The sequence below is a fragment of the Nostoc sp. DSM 114160 genome (genome assembly GCF_053470305.1).
Genome location: NZ_JBPFGO010000002.1, coordinates 785,381 through 803,187 on the forward strand (window position 1 = coordinate 785,381; position 17,807 = coordinate 803,187).

Below are 17,807 nucleotides of genomic sequence, written 5' to 3' on the forward strand. Positions count from 1 at the left end.
TTTTATCAACTAGTTTGCTAAAATTTTAATGAATTGATTACAAATTACTAAGAATATTGTCAAGAATGTTTAACATTATTTTGAGAGTTACTATCAGCAAGTACTTCAAATTGACCCATGCAACCGTTTTCTGCGATCGCATCTTGATGGGGATGAAACATATACTTACCTGGATAACGAAAAGCAAATTCTAAAATGTGCCTTTCTGCGACACCCATCGTAATCACATCTGCTTTCTCGCTAGGAGTCATAGTCATACCGTAGCGATAGACATCAAAGAAGTTGGCGTGGAGATGAAACGTCACTGCCGGATCGTATTCAATGATGTTGAGGACATACAGCCGAATCAACTGATCTTTGTAAATGCCAATGGGGTTATGCATGTAATAGTGGGGCAGACCGTTGAAGGCGTAATAATCGTTATGGCTATCATCATTTACGTCATATCCACCCATCACTAGTACGATTTCATCAGCCGGAGGACGGGGAGTCGGTGGATCGATGATAAACATTCCGTACAGTCCCTTAGCAATGTGACGAGTCACTGGTTCAATATGGCAGTGGTATAAATGAACGCCATAAGGTTCAGCATCAAATTCGTAGATTGTGGCATTACCATTGCTGACTGGGCGAACACCATCCATTTCTGCTGGATGAACGCCATGAAAATGTAAAGAGTGAGAATGTCCAGCGTTGTTGAGAAATAGTATCCGAATGCGATCGCCCTGTTTTGCCCGTAGCGTTGGCCCTGGTATGCGACCGTTTAAATCCCAGATGTTATAAGAGACAGCACTATTGAGTTTTATGATGGAAGAACCAGCAGTTAACTGAAATTCCCGGATAGTCCGCCCATTTTCTTGCTTTACTGTCCCATAATCAAAATCTCTCAACATCTTCATTGGGTTAGTAACATCGTCTGGTGCTGACCTATCGAATGGTGGCACTTTCACGATTGACTTACTTGGTATATTTAGCATTTGCCAAAATCCAGCTGCACCAGTTATTCCAGCACCTGCTAGTCCCAGCTGCAATAATTGACGGCGGCTCCAAGGTTTTCCGTTACTTAGAGCGAAGTTGTTGGGCATGACATTTAGTTACAGTTAGCAATAAAAAAGAATTGCAAAAGATTTGCAATTGCTTTTAGATATTAGAGGAATTAATAATTATTGTCAATAATTTTTAAGTCCTTCTAAATTGCCAGTTAAGTTGTTAAATCTAGATGAACTCTAAAAACTTTCGCAATATTTACGTGATTTTCACTGTATTTATACGATTATTTATGTATAAATAATATTTAGATAAAACTAACTGGTTCATACATATTCCTGATATGCTGATTGCTTCAGCAATACTTCCAGTATAAACAATGAGTATAATAGCACCTTGAATATGGACACAAGCAAGAAACTATTGCTAATCTGTAGTCTATTGAATTGGTTTAGAGATAACATAAGTTACCTTTATTCAAGGAATTTTGAATGCTTGGTAATATGAGAATTTTTAATTTTTATCTGTTACCTTCGTGTTATCAGCGCTGAAAATGCCATCACTCAAAATCATGTGTCATTCTTTTGTTATTTGTATGGACTTTATGTGTAGATTTCTGCATCGCGATCGCAGGATGTCAAAGGATAGTATAGTATTCACTAAAGTTGAATTACATAAGACATTTGATACACACTTGTCAAATACAAAGTTGATGGTATATCTTTTTGCAATCAAGCGGCGTTATGCCTTTTGATTGATGAATTACCCAAATTTATTATTAGGAGGTCAAAAATGACTAGTTTTTCTCATATTTCACTGTTGCAGAAGACCGCAGGTATTACCTTATCTAAACCTGTGCAGGTAACACTTTATATGCTGCTATCTTCTTTAGTTATCTGGACTGTTTTGTTCTCTACCTATCCTGCGGTTCATAATACAGCACACTCAGCACGTCACCACACATTAGGCGTTGCATGTCACTAAATTATCATAATCCCAAGATTTTGAGGTGCATGAAGCTTTGCTACATCACATAACAAAGTTACGACGCTAAAATAGTGCAAATTTCGCGCCAGTTTTTTGCTGGGAAATAACTTTTAGGTTTTGTAGAGATGCTTGGTTTATCATCTCTACATCACCTTAACTTGATTTAAGATGATGTCTGATTTCTGACTAATTCTTTGACTGGGATTTTTTACTTAGTAATAATCTGGAGTAGCTTTCATCCATTGCTATGAAAGTTTAACTTCAGAAAATACATAAGCTTCACATTTACCGTAAGTTTTTATGAAAAAATATCGGCTTTTTGGAGTTATCAGCGCTGTTTGCATTGTTTTGTCAGTTCTTTATTCCTTTGTGGGAAGTTCCCAAATTCCTACGTCCAGAGTCCTACTTTCTACCAACCCACCTTTAGAACGTATTCTTCCCTTTGAAGCAGAAGCAGAAAAACCGCAATCTCCTGTGACTTTGACTTTACAAGCTGCTGATGCTGCGGGTAAATCTTTAACAAATGCCAAAATTAATTTACAAATTCTGACACCACCGCGTAATCCTTGGTTAACAACAGATTTTCCCATTGTCGAGGGAACAAAATTGTTGGAAATGGATGCCACTGCACCTGATGGAAAACTAGAAATTCAGCAGATGTTACCCATCCGTGGAAATTACCAACTGTTAGTTAAAGTGTCACCTTTGATAGCAAATAGTTTTGCTGCTTATGAACAAACTTTAAATCTGAATGTCCGTGAAAATCCAATCAAATATGAATATTTTATTGTAATCGCAGCTATTTTACTATCACTTGGATTGTTGGGTGGTTGGGTTATTGGCGGACAAGGAGAACTACAACAAGGAGAAATTGCACCACAGTCAGTCCGCCTTTTATTAAGTGCATTGACTGTAGTGGCTATAATAACCTTATTAGTTATCAACATTAGTGCAGAAGTTGCAGAAGCTCATGGCAGCGAACATCACTCAAATAGTACTGAAACGATCGCACCATCATCTCAAAAATCTCAGGGATTAGAAATCAATCTAGAGGGAGATAAAAACACAACTGTCGGAAAACTTGCGAATTTAGCGTTACACGTGAAAGATGCTACAACCGGACAACCGATAACAGATGTAGCTTTGCAGATAAAAGCGATCGCCACAGAACACAATTTAACAGTCTTTGATTACAAAGGTATTCCTGACGAACAAGGTAAGTTAACATGGCTTGAACAATTTTTCGATGGTTCACCCCACAAAATCGAGGTGGAAGCAACTCCTTTACCAGGATCTAGCCGTCAATTTACACCAGTGAAGGTAGCGCAGGAAGTTGAAGTTGAAGCGATCGCACCACCAATTTACATCCGATTGATTGGTTTATTTTACTTTACAGCCTTTGTCGGTATTGGTATGGCGATTGGATTGTTAATACAACATCGACGAAAACCACAAGTAAGGGCAAATTAGTAATATCATTGTACTAAAGATTCCTGCTAATACAAAGATGTAAATTAATCTATTAAAATAGTTGTGGTTGAATCACAACTATTTTTTTTATTAATGGGTTTTATAAACTATAAAAAGTAGTGTTATGGGATAAGATAAGCTCTTTTAACAGCTTTCAAGGTAAAACTTATGTTCAAATTTGGGATTTTTAATAAATTAGTATATTTATTAATACCAATTCTTTATGAAGCTGCGCTAAATAAGGCTTCAAGGATAAAGTCATAGGAAGTCACAGAAGCAATCATCTCAGGTGTAATCGTTTTGAGGACATCAGTTAACTTCAGCTGTAATTGTGCGAGGGTTTTACAGTTTTGCCATTGGAGTTTCGATTTGAGAAATTCCTAAAACCGCTCAATTGGGTTGAGTTCTGGAGAGTGCGGAGGTTGAAAAATCGGGATAATGTTATCAGGACAATCAAGAGTTTTTGCTTTATGAAACGACCCTCGATCAAACTGGATAACCGCAATATCATCACCAAGTTCAGCAGACACTAATTCCAAAAAGTGCTGGAAACAATCAGCATTGAGGTAGGGAAACTCGTAGAAAAAGCTATAACCACTCAGGGGTTCTACGACACCGTATAAATAAAAATTGTCACGCCGCCACTGGCTGTGCCCTAGAGGTTTAATCCCTTTTGCAGTAATCAAACGTCCGGTAATTGTTTTGAGTCCTAAACGAGTTTCGTCTTGACATAGATACCTCACACGCTTAGAGTCTCCAAATTCTGACTGCAAAAATTTCAGCGCTAGGGGAAGTTTTTTTTAAAGTGAGACTGACTTAAAGGGTGCTGTTTGGTGCTTTGAGGACGAGGAACTTTCAGCTTGGCTTGGAGTTGATAGCGAACTAACTGATACACAGTTTTATACGCTATGTTGAGTCCCAATTCGGTATTGAGCCATTGTTGAATTTGACTATAGCTATGAAATCCTTGTGGCTGAGACAATCTTTGTTTTAAACGCTCTAAATTTTCCCCTTGAACAATCGGCTCTTTACCTGGCGCATATTTCATCGACAGTAAGCCTTGTCGTCCCCCATCTTTGTACTTTCTTATCCAACGAGTTATGGTTGCTTGGTCGCGTCCTAGACGTTCTGCGATCGCTTGCCTACTTGTCACTTGTCCACTTTTTAACCAATAGAGCATCTGTAGTCTTTCTTTACTACTTGCTTGTGTGACATATTTAAGGGCTTTTTCCAATTCTTCTTGGCTCTCTTTAATCTCAATCAGTAATCTCATACCCATAACGCTTACACCAAAAGCACCCATCTTATATTTTGGCGCATCTTCATACAGAATTGGTATAAGTAGAATTTTATTATTTACAAGCTCATAAAATTAAGATTTACCGAGAAATTAAGAAAGTAATGCTGACAAAAATTGCGTTTGAAACAATTCTGGAACGTGCTTTGATGGGATACGACTTATCCCCCGAAGAGGGAGTGGTATTGTTACAACAAACAGAGCCAGAGGCGATCGCAGCAATACGTACTACATCCGATACACTCCGCCACACTCAAGCAGGCGATACTGTCACCTACATAATTAACCGTAATATTAACTTTACTAATATTTGTGAGCAGCACTGTAGTTTTTGTGCATTCCGTCGAGATGATGGTGATACCGATGCATACTGGTTAGATTCGGCGCAAATTTTGGAAAAAGCCACAGATGCAGTAAAACGGGGTGCAACAGAAATCTGTATGCAGGGGGGATTAAATCCACAAGCACTGATAAATGGTAAATCTTTACCCTACTACCTGAAAGTCGTAGAAACCATTAAACAGGAATTTCCCCAGATACATTTACACGCTTTTTCTCCCCAGGAAGTGCAATTTATTGCCAGACTTGACGGACTGGAATATGCTGAGGTGATTACTGCTTTGCATGATGCTGGTGTTGGCTCAATGCCGGGAACAGCAGCGGAAGTATTAGATGATGAAGTCAGGCGGATATTGTGTCCAGAGAAGATTGACACAGCCACTTGGCTAGAAATTGTCAGCACCGCTCACAAATTAGGCTTGCATACCACCAGCACCATGTTATCTGGGCATATTGAAACCCACGAACAGCAAATCGGGCATTTAGAAAAATTGCGATCGCTCCAAAAAACCGCCATCAATCGGGGATATCCAGCCAGGATTACAGAGTTTATTTTATTACCCTTCGTAGGTCAAGAAGCGCCTAAATCCTTACGTCGCCGTGTCGGACGCGATCAACCAGTTTTAAGTGATGCCCTGCTGCTAGGGGCTGTAGCGCGAATTTACTTAGGTAATTGGATTCCCAACCATCAGCAGAGTTGGGTAAAACTGGGGCTTGCAGGCGCGACAGAAGCCTTAGCTTGGGGTTGCAACGATATCGGCGGCACATTGATGGAGGAACACATTACCACAATGGCAGGTGCTTTGGGTGGTACATGTATGGAAGTGGAAACCTTACAAACAGCGATCGCTTCTTTCGGAAGACCTTACCAACAACGAGATACTCTTTATCAAAAAGTTATTAGTCGTTAGGCATTGGGCATTGGGCATTGGGGAAAGAGGTAATTTTTATTCTCCCCCTGCTCCCCTGCTTCCCCTGCTCCCCTGCTCCTCGGTCACTGAGCGTAGTCGAAGTGCTGCTCCCCCTGCTCCCCCTGCTCCCCCTGCTCCTCGGTCACTGAGCGTAGTCGAAGTGCTGCTCCCCCTGCTCCCCCTCCACCCCCCATTCCCCACTCAATTGATCCCCAAGTTACCAATCCAAGATAGGATGGACGTTGATTTACGTATTGTTTTACTTATGCAGATGAAACGCTATTGGTCGCGTTTGCTTGCGCTGGTTTTGGTTGTAGCTATCGGTTTAATGGGTTGTTCTGGCAGTCCAGATAGTTTGACTGGGGATTATCGTCAAGACACCTTAGCTGTGGTCAATATTATGAGACAAGCTCTGGATCTTTCACAAGATTCACCAGACAAGGCAGCAATTCAAGCAGAAGCGCGGCAAAAAATTAATGACTTTTCAGCTCGCTACCAGCGGGTTAACTCTGTTTCTGGTCTTGGCTCGTTTACAACCATACGAACAGCCCTGAATTCTCTGGCTGGACATTACAGTTCTTACCCAAATCGTCCTGTACCTGAAAAACTCAAAAATCGTCTAGAAAAAGAGTTGCAGCAGGTAGAGACAGCGCTAAAGCGTGGCGGTTAACTATTTAATTACTAATTCGTAGTTTGTAATTCGTAATTAAAATGGCTACAGAGCCAACACTGATTATAAATATGAATTACGAATTAGTTTTACCACTTTCTTGAGTTGATCTGAGTCCAAGTTGAAAATTGTCAATTTTGTTTATGTAGCCAGAGCTGCACACAGACTCAAGCAGCTCATAATTTTGATAGTGCAACCCGATCGATAACAAGCTCTGTGCTTGAATGACCTTGGTCGCGAATGAAAGTCAATGTTAAATTTTGAATTTTTGATGGTTTTACGCGCTTTTGCACCTGCTTAATCAACTCAGGTGTAATATAAAAATTAAACTTTTTTATACCTTGGTTTGGACTTGGTAGCTCAAAGAAATTAGCCGAACCAATATAGTAAGTATCGATATCAGCGATCGCTTTCAGGTTTGGTAAATTAAGATAAACGCTGTAGTTTCCTATTGGCTCACCCTGATAAGCGACTTGAATTTCCAGCAGATAAACTTCCTCAGACCCTAGCTGTATCAATTTCCAGAGGTGTAGATAAGGGAAAAGTTACTTGCGTTGGTGTCAATGGATCATCTGTCAACTTTGTTTTAACCTGTTGAGAGGAAATAAACTTTGCTTGCCGCTGCTCTTGAGTTGCAAGATTAAAAGATGATTGGGTATTCACTAAAACCTGATTTTTCCAATTAATTTGGCGAATGTTATTTTCAGATACCTGTGCGTATGTATTATTTAAGTTCAGTATATTCCCAATAGTAAATATGATTAAAACCAGAGCAAAAATCAGCTTGGTCATAATTTACCTATACATAATGTAAATTTATTGTCAATAATTATTTGCTATTTATTAAATTTTACTGCAAAGATAACAGAATGGTGTTGTTGGCAAATTCAGTAGCTTAGTGACAAATAGATGAAAGCGATCGCATACCTCATATAATTGAAGCGAGATAAACGCGATCGCCTTAAATTCACTCAAAGTCTTTCAAACTACTTATATAAGTCAGATTTTAGTTACGCTAATTTGCGTAGCGTAATATTTTCAATGTAAATTTCCTGCGAACGAGCAGTACTATCTGAGACAAACTTTACCTCTATATTTTCTGTCTGAGGCTCTTTTAATTCAGATAACTGTGCATTAACTTCTTTAGTGACATCAAAAACAAAGGTTTTACTGTTTGCATCTTCGCCATGCACATCAAAGAAGTTAACAGAACCAACATAGTAGCGATCTATATCGCTGATTATGCTAGAGATCGACTTGGTACGGGGCAAATTGACATAGACGTTATAGTTGCCGATTGGTTTTTCTGTGAAAGACAATTTAACTTCCAACAAATATAATTCCTGTCCCACAGATTCGGTTAGAGTCCGAGCATCTAATAATACTGGAATCTTTTGCAGAGGAGTAGATAATGGCACAGTCACATCTGTTAATTTATTTAAGCTCTGATGAAGTTGTTGCCCATCAGCCAGAACAGAAACGGGTGAGGCTAGTCTAGCCCTCAATTCTGTTGGTTTTATGGCAACGCTTTTAACAAGTGCTACTTTTGCATCTGGATCTAGCCGATCGTATTTATAGTCCACACTATAAATTGCATCAATAACTGATTGGGGAGTGTTATGACTTACTAGATTACCATCTTCATCAGCAAAGGTATAGATTGGGGCTAAATTTGATGGTAGTGGCAAATCCTCCGGTTTCGCTTGTCTAGCTTCTTTTTGTTCTGGGTTTATTGGTGCTTTTTGCCAAGACTCCCAGTAGCGATCGATGCTAGAATGATGTATCCAAAAGATAGTATCAAATCCAGCAGTACCAACATCTCCCATTAGCCCGATTTGAGCGGGAGCAGGCTGATTATTCCAGATAGGATTGGCTGCATCACCAACATCACCACCTATGTAACCATGCATTTCACCATGAGGTGAGTTCTCAATTTGATTACTAAAATTGAGAGGCGATTGATTAAAAATATTAGTTTTGTATGCTTTGTTTTTATCCTTCTTAATCTGTTGTTGTTCGATTTGTTCAACCGCTCCACCAACAAAATTGAGGACACTATTTCTCAAGTTTGTATATAGAGAGCTAGATGTGATAAATTCCGGTGGCATGGTTCTTTTATCTGCCCTAGTGTAGTCCCAGTATGGAATTGCAAATTGAGGATCTTTAGAAAGTTTACGAACAATTTTCTCAAAGTAAACTAGGTAAAGTCGATGCCAAGGTAAAAAATTCTTGCCAGCAATTTGAGCGATGGGTAAGTTTAAATTTTGATCGGATCTTCCATGAGTACAATGTTGCCAAGCCTCTAACAGTTTTTGTACCTCTTGTTGCTGCTGTGGATCGTTGAATGCAGCTTCAGTATATTTGTTACAGAGTGAGTTACTCTGGGGAAAATTACTCAAACCTGGAGTCCAATGGATTGCACCTTGGTAATACCAACTTTTAGAATCTTGACAAGCCAAAGCTCGCATTTGTGCCAACGCATTTGCCAATGAGTTTAAATCCTTTTTACCTTTTTCAGAAAAAACACTACTGCGAGTATATTTTATCTGGCTCTGCACACCTTGGACATTTGGCTGGAAAGATTGGGCATACGCTTTACTTGGCCCTAACAGGATGCTGACAGTAGTAAATATTACTAAAATCAAAGCGATCGGTAATTTCTTCATAATTTTATGAGCGATTGAGTAGCACAGCAATATACGGATATAATCTAAGATATTCCGCATTTTTAAATATTTTCGAGTTGATTAAGCTAGAAAAAATAAGTATTTTATTCCTGCTGTTACTTAGGCAGAATACTAATATTCCTCTTACAACAAAAAGCTACTAATTGATCGATCCTAGAGATAGGTTTAGTCGAAAAAATGCTGCACTTTTTTGTGAGTTTTAAATCGGGAATATACATTAATATTAAGTATGACAGCATGTCATATTTAATTAAATCAGAAAAAAAGAATTATGTATTTATTGTGTTCAGAGTTTATTTTATTTAACAAAATACTTAAAACTTCTAAACATAGCGGGTCAATACTGCGTAGTTTTTGAGAAAAAGTGAAAGGGGAAATAAAAAGCTTTAACCTAAACCAAATTCCAAGTTAAAAATGCTTTACCCTAAGCAGTATTGATAGTACAATATGCTTGAATTAAGGGTTATTGGTGTAGATAATTGGTCTTTCAAGACGCAATAAATCGCGTCTCTACATCTGGGTTTTTTTGCTCATTCTGAACTGTATTGATTGATAGTGGGTGGAGATTGAATGGTTAACTTTCGGCTGCATCCTATTTTTGAGAAATAACTGCTCTAAGGCACAGAAAACTCTGAGTGGCAGCTTCCCTCACCCAGAACTTTGGTGGAGTCAGGGGAATATAGAGTTTGAGAGCTATTTTGCGTAAGCCTTCCAAAAGACAAGGAAGAAGTAGCGTTGATTGCACAATTTGGAGTTCCCCAAGCGGCGAAACCTACCCTTCTAGAGCCAATGGCAACACAAATACCTGTTTAGGAGTCTTGAAAAAGTAGGTTTCAAAATCCTTGTTACTGAACTATAAATTTTGATACACATTGCCCACAATTATCTAAGTTGGGGTCGATGATTATTGTGTCCATCTACTGCTAGATATGTCTAACCGTCCCTTGAACTTTGCAAGATCGATATTATTTTGGCGGCGCTTATTCGCTGTTGTTTTTACTAGTAGTTTGTTGCTCCCCAACTTGAGAAGCGAACCAGCAAGAGCGCAAGTAACTGAGTATTGTCAGTTATCATCAGCTGCGGCGCAACAAAAAGAAAACTTACGTTTGTCAGCGCTCAAAGGCAAACAAGATGCTCAAACGCGCTACCAAAGCATAATACAAGAACAGGCGCAGAAATTAAAGCAATGTCGCTCTCGAACTTGGCCGCAAACCCAAGCCATTTGGTTACGCTTGTATCCTTGTGACATTCAGCCAGGAATAATCGATCAAATTATGGATCGGATTGTTAATGGCGGCTATAACCAAGTTTATATAGAAGTATTTTACGATGGGCAGGTACTATTACCAGCAAGAGCTAACCCGACGGTTTGGCCTGCTGTGATTCGCACTCCAGGGGCAGAAAACATTGATATACTCGCCACGGCAATAAAAAAAGGTCGGCAACGTGGTTTAAAGGTATATGCTTGGATGTTTACCACAAATTTCGGCTATACTTACGCCCAGCGTCCAGATAGAGAAAGTGCGATCGCTCGTAATGGCAAAGGTCAAACAAGTTTATATGTGGTAGATAATGGCTCTCAACTATTTATCGACCCCTACAACCTGCAAGCAAAACGCGACTACTACCAATTGGTACAAGAAGTTTTGCGCCGTCGTCCAGATGGCTTGCTATTGGATTACGTGCGTTATCCTCGCCAAGCTGGAAGTGATTCTATCGCCACTAAAGTTTCAGATTTATGGCTATTTAGTCCCGCAACCCAAGAAGCTTTATTTAAACGGGCACAGAATTACAAAGCGCTCGACTTGATTCGTCGCTTTTTAAGCAAGGGATTTGTCACTGGGGGAGATGTAGCTGAAGTTGATAAACTTTATCCTCAAGAAGGTGAACCTCTTTGGCAAGGACGCATCCCACTAGCGCAAAAGTCAATCTTGTCTGCAATCGATAGACAAAGAATTTTACAATGGGACTTGTGGCAGCTTGCCGTTGCCCACGCTATGCAAGGAATTCTAGATTTTGTCACCATCGCTAGTTACCCAGCAAAGCAGCAAGGTGTTTCTACAGGAGTGGTGTTTTTTCCTGATGGCAACCAAACTGTTGGACAAGGGTATGATTCTCGTTTGCAACCTTGGGATCGGTTTCCCAATACATTAGAGTGGCATCCTATGGCTTATGGAAATTGCGGTAATGTCAGTTGTATCGTGTCGCAAGTGCAACGGGTTTTGAGTATGGCAAAACCGGGTACGCAGATAATCCCAGCTTTAGCCGGTCAGTGGGGAAAATCTGTTAGTAATCGTCCATCCCTAGAGGTGCAAATGCAGGCACTCCGCCAATTTGCCCCCCAACTGAAGGGAGTTAGCCACTTTGCCTATTCTTGGCAATATCCTCAGAGTGATAGCGATCGCAAATTCTGTCGAGTTAAGTAGACTTCTTGCAAAATTAGTAAAAAGGGATTGAATTTCCCTTTTAACTTTTAACTGATAGAATCACACACTTTACAAATTCATACCAAATATAGTTAACACAGTTATAACTACAGGTTAAGTATAGTGTGTAGCGAGTCGTTGGAATGCCGACGGTGTTGGACTATCTGCGAGGTACTGGCGTATTATCTCAGCACACGCACCTGGGCTTAACAAAGAGGTATCCACTTCCAGGTCATAAATGCCAGGGATGTGGACTTCACGTTGCCATAACTGAACCGGATGTGGTATGGGGGAGTCAGCTGTACTTCCCACATTCCACCCCGTGTTTTGTCGTCGTTCCATAACGATCTCAATGGGGCAGTGAACGCCTACGAACAAAACCGGCAATCCCTTCAAACGTCGGGCACTATCAGCCAGAATACCCCGCTTTATTGCGTAGGCGTCATGGTGTCCGACATCAACCACGACATTCAGACCCAAGCGGCTGTGGGCAGCGATAGACTCATACATGGCGCTGTAAAGAATGGGAACAAAGGGTTCGATGTCCTGGCGTTCTCCCCCTGGCCGCAAACCAATCCCAGGCAGGTATCGTGCGGGAGTCATTTGCATAAATCTATCAACACCCAAATTCATCCACAGACCCATCAAATGTCTCCTGAATCACTGCGACAATGCTCGACTTTCCCGATCGCGGGACACCATTCAGGATGATAATTTGTCCTAGCTCCTGTGTCTGCCCCATGATTCCTCCTCGCATCCTTAATTAATACATATAGTTAGCAGTTCCACGTTAGGGCTAAAACGTTGAATAGGCAAGAATTCAGGAGTCAGAATTCCTAATTCAGAATCAAGACGCTGCGCGTAGATTACCAAAGTTTCGGCAGGTTCAGTTCACGATTAAGTCCCCACTCTCCAACTCAATTTAAAGCTAAGTCCTCTGGTGTATTACAGTTAAGTAGCATTTTGGGTTCTGCTAAGGGCAAAACTTCTACTGGATATTGCCGAAGCCACTGCTGAAACGATCGCCCCCCTTGGTTGATAAACTCTAGGAGTTGTGGCAAACAGCGACGGCGATAAAAACCACACAGAGGTTCCCAGCCTTTGGGATGACAAGCTAAAGCTGCGATCGCATTATCCCCGACGCGATCGAGTCTAGTTACCCAATCTTGCAACACCTCAACTCGCAACCTCGGCAAATCGCAAGCTAGCAGCAGTACCCATTCTGTCTCTACTTCGGCTAGTCCTTGAGCAAATCCAACTAAAGGCCCGTGGGCTAGAGATTCTCCAGATAAAGGTACTTCTCGGATAAATTGACAACCAGGCAAAAGCAAGTCTTGATAGCGTTCAGGCCAGGGAGTTACTACATAAACAACATCAGCACAGCTTTGAGCAATCCCACAAACTCGCTGCAACAATGGTATCCCTTGAATGGGAATCAAGGCTTTATCTTGACCCATCCGAGAACTCTTACCTCCAGATAACACAATCGCTGTTAATTTGCTACATGAGTTAATAGTCATTCGTCAAAAAAACAGAGGGTAAAAAACGAGTCAAACTAAATTAACCCCTGACGCTGAAAGTAGAATAAATTTATCTTCTACTTAAACCCCATCATGCCTATCCAAGAACTTGAACAACAACTCCTTCAGCTTTCCCCCAACGATAAACTGTACATCATCCAAATACTTGCCCAAAGCCTGACCACACACAATGACACCCACCCAGATCAACCAAGCAAACTCTCAGAGTTTTTCCGTCAATCCCCTTTAGCTGAACTTACCGAAGAACTTGACCTGAGTCGAGATCGCACCCTTCACCGCGATGCCTTCACCCTATGACCTACCTCCTTGATACCTGCGTAATTTCCGAACTTGTTGCCAAACAACCACATCAACAAGTTTTAGATTGGCTAGATGCCCAAGTGCCAGAAACACTTTACCTCAGCGTCATTACAATTGGCGAAATCGCTAAAGGCATCAGCAAAATTACTGCATCTAAGTGCAAAGAATCTCTAACAACTTGGCTGAATCAAACTCTACCCAATCGCTTTCAACAAAGAATCTTAAGTATAGATATCTCAACAATGGTGTTGTGGGGAATTTAGTTGGGCAACTAGAACAGAATGGGCGACCTCTACCTCTCATGGATTCTCTGATTGCAGCAATCGCAATTCATAACTCTTTATCACTTGTCACCCGTAACGAAAAAGATTTTGCTGGGATAGGGCTTGTAATGGTTAATCCTTGGTCTGTTTAGGCATCATCATTATACGGGGTCAAATGAGCAACCGCGCAGAAAGTTACGATCGGGAGTGGATGACCTGCTGGCAACATTCTAGTTGGGAAAAATAAAACTATTTCCCGCCCTCACCTGACTTTTCTCCACTTGCTGCAATAAATGTTCTACACTTTCTGCTGGTGCTAGACACTTCAAGCCTTGGCAAACCAACCCAACGCTCCCCTCTGGTAAATCAGATGTTATGGCAAACACAGCCGTTGGTAGAAACTTGGGGATCAGCGAGTTTATTTGCTCAGTGGTGCTACGAATCAAGGTAGAGTTACGATACCAATCCAAAGCTGTAAACAAGCTAGGACAAGCTTGGGGAGCGCGATGCATTACACTTCTAAAAGCTTTCAAACCAAGTTCTGCTAAATCCAAATAATCTAGATTATCGGTAAGTAAGGCGAGACGGACAAGGTTAGCGATCGCAATTCCATTAGCTGACGGTGTAGCATTATCTGCGTAACTGCGCTCTCTAACAATTAAATCTTGACTAGAATCGCTTGATGTGTTATAGTAACCACCTAATTCTACACTCCAGAGAAATTCGTTAAATTCATCTTGGATAGCGATCGCTTTTTCTAACCATTGCTTATGCTCAGGGTTGCAAGCTTGTAAATCCAAGAGAGCTTTAACAAACAAAGCGTAATCTTCAGACTGGGCTAAAACGGTTGGTTCTCCTTGATAGTTGAGTCTCTGGAAACGCCCATCGACAAACTGATTTTCCAAAATAAAATTCGCCGCTCGTGCTGCTAATTCCAGGTACAAAGGTTGTTGAAAAACCCCAGCAGCCCTAGCTAGCCCAGAAATCATCAAGCTATTCCAGGCGACAATCATCTTTGTATCTGTCACAGAGGGAATGCGACCCTGGCCAGTTAGTGGTTTTTGCTTCTTGGTTGTTTCGAGCCGGGGGAAAAGTTTCTAGAGATTCAGGACTAACGCCGTAACGAGCGGTAAACAGCTTACTCAGTGCCTTTTCCAGCGTTGCACTCAGTTGACCTGAATGGCGTCTTTGCAAAACATTACGTCCTTCAAAGTTGCCGTTAGGCGTCACCGTAAATTGCTGTTGTAATTGGGTTAATTCTTCAGGCGTTAACAGTTGTTGTAGTTCGCTGTAACTCCAGACATAAAAGGCTCCTTCTTCTGGTTCTACAGCCGTGGATTCTGTGAAGCTGTCGGCATCTTGAGCAGCATAGAAGTAACCTTCAGGCGCAGTCATTTCCCGCTTCAGCCATTGTACAGTACCAGCGATCGCCCTTTCAAAAGCTGGCTCTTGTATTCCTGCACTCCATAAATAAGCCAGATACTCGACAATCTGTCCATTGTCGTAGAGCATCTTTTCAAAGTGGGGTACTGTCCAAGTCGGGTCAACAGTATAGCGATGAAAACCACCGCCTACATGGTCATAAATGCCCCCCAGCGCTAAGTCTAGTCCCCGTTGGGTGCAAACTTGCTTGCCATCATAACGAGATTCAAAATTAAATCGAGTTCCCCGCAGTGTTAATTCTGTGTAGGGAATCATCGGAAAACTATTGCCAGATTGACTAGGAGTAATTACACCTGTGCTAGTTTCCCAACCTTGGCGGAGTAATTCATGGTCTTCAAGCTCATCTGTTGTACCGTCTTGCAACACCGCAGACGTGAGCAGAGACTCAACAATTAAGGCTTTACGTTGTTGTAAGTCCGCTTTTTCTGTATCGTAATAACGACGAAGCGCTTGCAAAACTTGCAAAAATCCCGGACGACCATAGCGGGGGTCTACAGGGAAATAAGTACCAGCGTAAAACGGCACTAAATCTTCTGGGGAAAGAAAAATATTTAAAGGCCAACCTCCTTGACCGCTCATCATCTGCAAAGCTTGCATATAGATGCTATCGAGGTCTGGTCTTTCTTCCCTGTCTACTTTAATCGGAAGATAATTGCTGTTCATGTAGTCAGCGATCGCAATATCAGAAAAAGCCTCGCCTTCCATGACAGTACACCAGTGGCAACTAGAATAGCCAATGGAAAGAAAAATCGGTTTATTTTGCGCTCTTGCAGTTGCAAGTGCTTCATCACACCAAGGCCACCAATCAATCGGGTTTTCGGCGTGTTTGCGGAGATAGAGGCTCTTAGCTTCAGCAAGGCGATTAGTCATGATCAAATGCCAGTAGTTGCCTTCTTTGCTCAGTCTACCCCGTTCTCAAGAATGTTAGCTTAAGACAGCTATATACATTAAGTAAGAAACTCAACGAACGAATTATTACTTTGTTTTTCATCTCGCCTAAGTAAGTTGGTGTAAAAAATGCAGTTTTGTAGTCAGCGCTAACTACAAAGCAATTAATTATTGTTATACAAGGGACTTTCAGCGAACATAGGGGCACAAGGCCTTGTGCCTCTACAAATCTACAAATAATTTAGGATAATTTATTTTTTGTCAGTCCCTAATAATTAGGTTTATGTACGCCTTCTTACTTACACCACTGCAATTTATGAAACATTTTTATTGAAAAGATCGCAATAGCAAGCTAACAATATTTGGTGGCGTTTCTCGCACAGGTGATGCTGTCTTTGTTTGTATTAAAGTATTTGGGCTAAGTCCTGCTATCAGATGGAGCAAGAAGGTGATGATGGCGGCTTGTATAAGTTTTTCCAGCATGGCACGTCTCTTGTGAATGGATAGCATTTCAACTGCGACTGGTTATTCTAAATACACCTCGTACTCGCGATTTACCGAATCTAACAAAAATAACTTGATAAATGCCGAAGGAAATCCTAAAAAAATGTTTAAAATGTTACTGCTCGTTAACATAATTCCCTAAGCAAATCGGATTTCGGTTATCGGTCTAGTCGATACATCGCCAAGGTTGTACAGTAAAGTCCGAGATATAAGATTGGCGACAATTGAAGTTTTTTGATTTATTCTTCCCTAAACCGGGATATTTTCTTAGACAGCTTTTGTCGCTAAAAAGTGCCCTTGGAGGTTGAATCTATTGCAAAAGCACATTTTGCTCCTTTGTTGAATCAGACAGAATAGCCAAGATTTACTTATATCTACCTGGGAATAGTAGAGATCAGCCCCAGTTTCGGGCTGTCACCGATAAAATGTATTTAAAGTAGCCACAAACACGCTTCCATGATTCCTATCGTTATTGAACAATCGGGTCGAGGTGAACGCGCCTTTGACATCTACTCACGGCTGTTACGTGAGCGCATCATCTTTTTGGGACAACAAGTTGATAACAATATTGCCAACTTGATTGTTGCCCAACTGCTGTATTTGGATGCTGAAGACCCCGGAGAAAGACATTTATATGTACATCAATTCTCCCGGTGGTTCGGTGACGGCTGGTATGGGCATTTTTGACACTATGAAACATATTCGCCCTGATGTCTGTACAATTTGTACCGGATTGGCGGCGAGTATGGGCGCTTTTCTCCTCAGCGCGGGTACTAAGGGTAAACGGATGAGCCTACCCCATTCTCGGATTATGATTCATCAACCTCTAGGCGGCGCTCAAGGACAGGCGACTGATATTGAAATTCAGGCGCGGGAAATTCTCTATCATAAGCGGCGGCTAAATGACTATTTAGCCGAACATACAGGTCAACCAATTGAGCGCATTGCTGAAGATACTGAACGTGACTTTTTCATGTCGCCAGAGGAAGCCAGGGACTACGGTTTGATTGACCAAGTGATTGACCGTCACTCCGCTGGTAGTCGCCCAGCAGTTGCTGTTGTTTAGTCATTAGTCATTAGTCATTAGTCTTTTG

18 protein-coding genes and 2 pseudogenes are annotated in these 17,807 nt (G+C 41.2%); 9 read left to right on the forward strand and 11 right to left on the reverse strand.

Translation table 11 applies throughout. The features are described from left to right. Window positions 1-59: 59 nt before the first annotated feature. A complete protein-coding gene (locus NSTCB13_RS20405) occupies window positions 60-1,085 on the reverse strand; it encodes a multicopper oxidase domain-containing protein (protein WP_448273647.1) in 1,026 nt (341 codons plus the stop codon). A gap of 694 nt (window positions 1,086-1,779) precedes the next feature. Here NSTCB13_RS20405 and NSTCB13_RS20410 point away from each other — a divergent pair. Then, entirely contained in the window at window positions 1,780-1,971 is a 192-nt protein-coding gene (locus tag NSTCB13_RS20410) for a CbtB domain-containing protein (protein ID WP_322670735.1), read from the forward strand. Window positions 1,972-2,274: 303 nt separating this feature from the next. Continuing rightward, window positions 2,275-3,444 (forward strand): hypothetical protein, encoded by a 1,170-nt coding sequence (locus NSTCB13_RS20415; RefSeq protein WP_448273648.1) that lies wholly within the window; start codon window positions 2,275-2,277, stop codon window positions 3,442-3,444. Window positions 3,445-3,824: 380 nt separating this feature from the next. Here the strand turns inward: NSTCB13_RS20415 and NSTCB13_RS20420 are convergent, their stop codons facing one another. Both NSTCB13_RS20420 and NSTCB13_RS20425 read right to left on the reverse strand, forming a co-directional pair. Continuing rightward, window positions 3,825-4,187, reverse strand: coding sequence for a transposase (locus NSTCB13_RS20420; protein WP_448273649.1), 363 nt, complete (start codon window positions 4,185-4,187; stop codon window positions 3,825-3,827). A 41-nt stretch (window positions 4,188-4,228) separates the two neighbouring features. After that, window positions 4,229-4,723 carry a helix-turn-helix domain-containing protein gene (locus tag NSTCB13_RS20425; protein WP_448273650.1) on the reverse strand — a complete coding sequence of 165 codons (495 nt, stop codon included), beginning with the start codon at window positions 4,721-4,723 and terminating at the stop codon, window positions 4,229-4,231. 122 nt (window positions 4,724-4,845) lie between these two features. Here NSTCB13_RS20425 and cofH point away from each other — a divergent pair, with 122 nt between their 5' ends. Both cofH and psb27 read left to right on the forward strand, forming a co-directional pair. Continuing rightward, the gene (gene cofH / locus NSTCB13_RS20430; RefSeq protein WP_448273651.1) at window positions 4,846-5,991 is read left to right on the forward strand and encodes a 7,8-didemethyl-8-hydroxy-5-deazariboflavin synthase subunit CofH; all 1,146 of its coding nucleotides are present in this window, start codon (window positions 4,846-4,848) and stop codon (window positions 5,989-5,991) included. 265 nt (window positions 5,992-6,256) lie between these two features. Further along, window positions 6,257-6,661, forward strand: coding sequence for a photosystem II protein Psb27 (gene psb27 / locus NSTCB13_RS20435; protein WP_335007745.1), 405 nt, complete (start codon window positions 6,257-6,259; stop codon window positions 6,659-6,661). A 176-nt stretch (window positions 6,662-6,837) separates the two neighbouring features. Here psb27 and NSTCB13_RS20440 read toward each other — a convergent pair whose 3' ends face one another. The 3 genes from NSTCB13_RS20440 to NSTCB13_RS20450 all read right to left on the reverse strand — a co-directional run bounded on the left by NSTCB13_RS20440 (window position 6,838) and on the right by NSTCB13_RS20450 (window position 9,387). Beyond that, a complete protein-coding gene (locus NSTCB13_RS20440) occupies window positions 6,838-7,179 on the reverse strand; it encodes a hypothetical protein (RefSeq protein ID WP_448273652.1) in 342 nt (113 codons plus the stop codon). After that, window positions 7,160-7,453, reverse strand: coding sequence for a hypothetical protein (locus tag NSTCB13_RS20445; protein ID WP_448273653.1), 294 nt, complete (start codon window positions 7,451-7,453; stop codon window positions 7,160-7,162). Before NSTCB13_RS20445 ends, NSTCB13_RS20440 begins: the two co-directional genes overlap by 20 nt. A 218-nt stretch (window positions 7,454-7,671) precedes the next feature. Next, window positions 7,672-9,387: a tyrosinase family protein gene (locus tag NSTCB13_RS20450; RefSeq protein ID WP_448273654.1), complete on the reverse strand. Its 1,716-nt coding sequence runs from the start codon at window positions 9,385-9,387 to the stop codon at window positions 7,672-7,674. An 890-nt stretch (window positions 9,388-10,277) separates the two neighbouring features. Here NSTCB13_RS20450 and NSTCB13_RS20455 point away from each other — a divergent pair. After that, window positions 10,278-11,774 (forward strand): family 10 glycosylhydrolase, encoded by a 1,497-nt coding sequence (locus NSTCB13_RS20455; protein ID WP_448267576.1) that lies wholly within the window; start codon window positions 10,278-10,280, stop codon window positions 11,772-11,774. A 114-nt stretch (window positions 11,775-11,888) separates the two neighbouring features. Here the strand turns inward: NSTCB13_RS20455 and NSTCB13_RS20460 are convergent, their stop codons facing one another. The 3 genes from NSTCB13_RS20460 to NSTCB13_RS20470 all read right to left on the reverse strand — a co-directional run bounded on the left by NSTCB13_RS20460 (window position 11,889) and on the right by NSTCB13_RS20470 (window position 13,294). Beyond that, the gene (locus NSTCB13_RS20460) at window positions 11,889-12,419 is read right to left on the reverse strand and encodes a chloramphenicol phosphotransferase CPT family protein (protein ID WP_448273655.1); all 531 of its coding nucleotides are present in this window, start codon (window positions 12,417-12,419) and stop codon (window positions 11,889-11,891) included. Beyond that, window positions 12,391-12,516, reverse strand: coding sequence for a phosphotransferase-like protein (locus tag NSTCB13_RS20465; RefSeq protein WP_448273656.1), 126 nt, complete (start codon window positions 12,514-12,516; stop codon window positions 12,391-12,393). The genes NSTCB13_RS20460 and NSTCB13_RS20465 overlap by 29 nt, the downstream gene beginning before the upstream one ends. A 175-nt stretch (window positions 12,517-12,691) precedes the next feature. Continuing rightward, window positions 12,692-13,294 carry a molybdenum cofactor guanylyltransferase gene (locus NSTCB13_RS20470; RefSeq protein ID WP_448273657.1) on the reverse strand — a complete coding sequence of 201 codons (603 nt, stop codon included), beginning with the start codon at window positions 13,292-13,294 and terminating at the stop codon, window positions 12,692-12,694. A gap of 93 nt (window positions 13,295-13,387) precedes the next feature. Between NSTCB13_RS20470 and NSTCB13_RS20475 the strand changes: the two genes are divergently transcribed. Genes NSTCB13_RS20475 through NSTCB13_RS20485 form a run of 3 tightly spaced genes read left to right on the forward strand, consistent with a single transcriptional unit; the run spans window position 13,388 to window position 14,030 of the window. After that, window positions 13,388-13,612: a hypothetical protein gene (locus tag NSTCB13_RS20475; protein WP_448267578.1), complete on the forward strand. Its 225-nt coding sequence runs from the start codon at window positions 13,388-13,390 to the stop codon at window positions 13,610-13,612. Next, window positions 13,609-13,878 carry a PIN domain-containing protein gene (locus tag NSTCB13_RS20480; protein WP_448267579.1) on the forward strand — a complete coding sequence of 90 codons (270 nt, stop codon included), beginning with the start codon at window positions 13,609-13,611 and terminating at the stop codon, window positions 13,876-13,878. The genes NSTCB13_RS20475 and NSTCB13_RS20480 overlap by 4 nt, the downstream gene beginning before the upstream one ends. After that, entirely contained in the window at window positions 13,866-14,030 is a 165-nt protein-coding gene (locus NSTCB13_RS20485) for a hypothetical protein (protein WP_448267580.1), read from the forward strand. Before NSTCB13_RS20480 ends, NSTCB13_RS20485 begins: the two co-directional genes overlap by 13 nt. A gap of 78 nt (window positions 14,031-14,108) precedes the next feature. On the opposite strand, the pseudogene NSTCB13_RS20490 reads toward NSTCB13_RS20485, so the two are convergent. Next, window positions 14,109-16,191: pseudogene (locus NSTCB13_RS20490) on the reverse strand (thioredoxin domain-containing protein). Between the two features lie 345 nt (window positions 16,192-16,536). Continuing rightward, window positions 16,537-16,719: a hypothetical protein gene (locus NSTCB13_RS20495; RefSeq protein WP_322692787.1), complete on the reverse strand. Its 183-nt coding sequence runs from the start codon at window positions 16,717-16,719 to the stop codon at window positions 16,537-16,539. A gap of 450 nt (window positions 16,720-17,169) precedes the next feature. Here NSTCB13_RS20495 and clpP point away from each other — a divergent pair. Then, window positions 17,170-17,779: pseudogene (gene clpP, locus NSTCB13_RS20500) on the forward strand (ATP-dependent Clp endopeptidase proteolytic subunit ClpP). The last annotated feature ends 28 nt before the right edge of the window (window positions 17,780-17,807 follow it).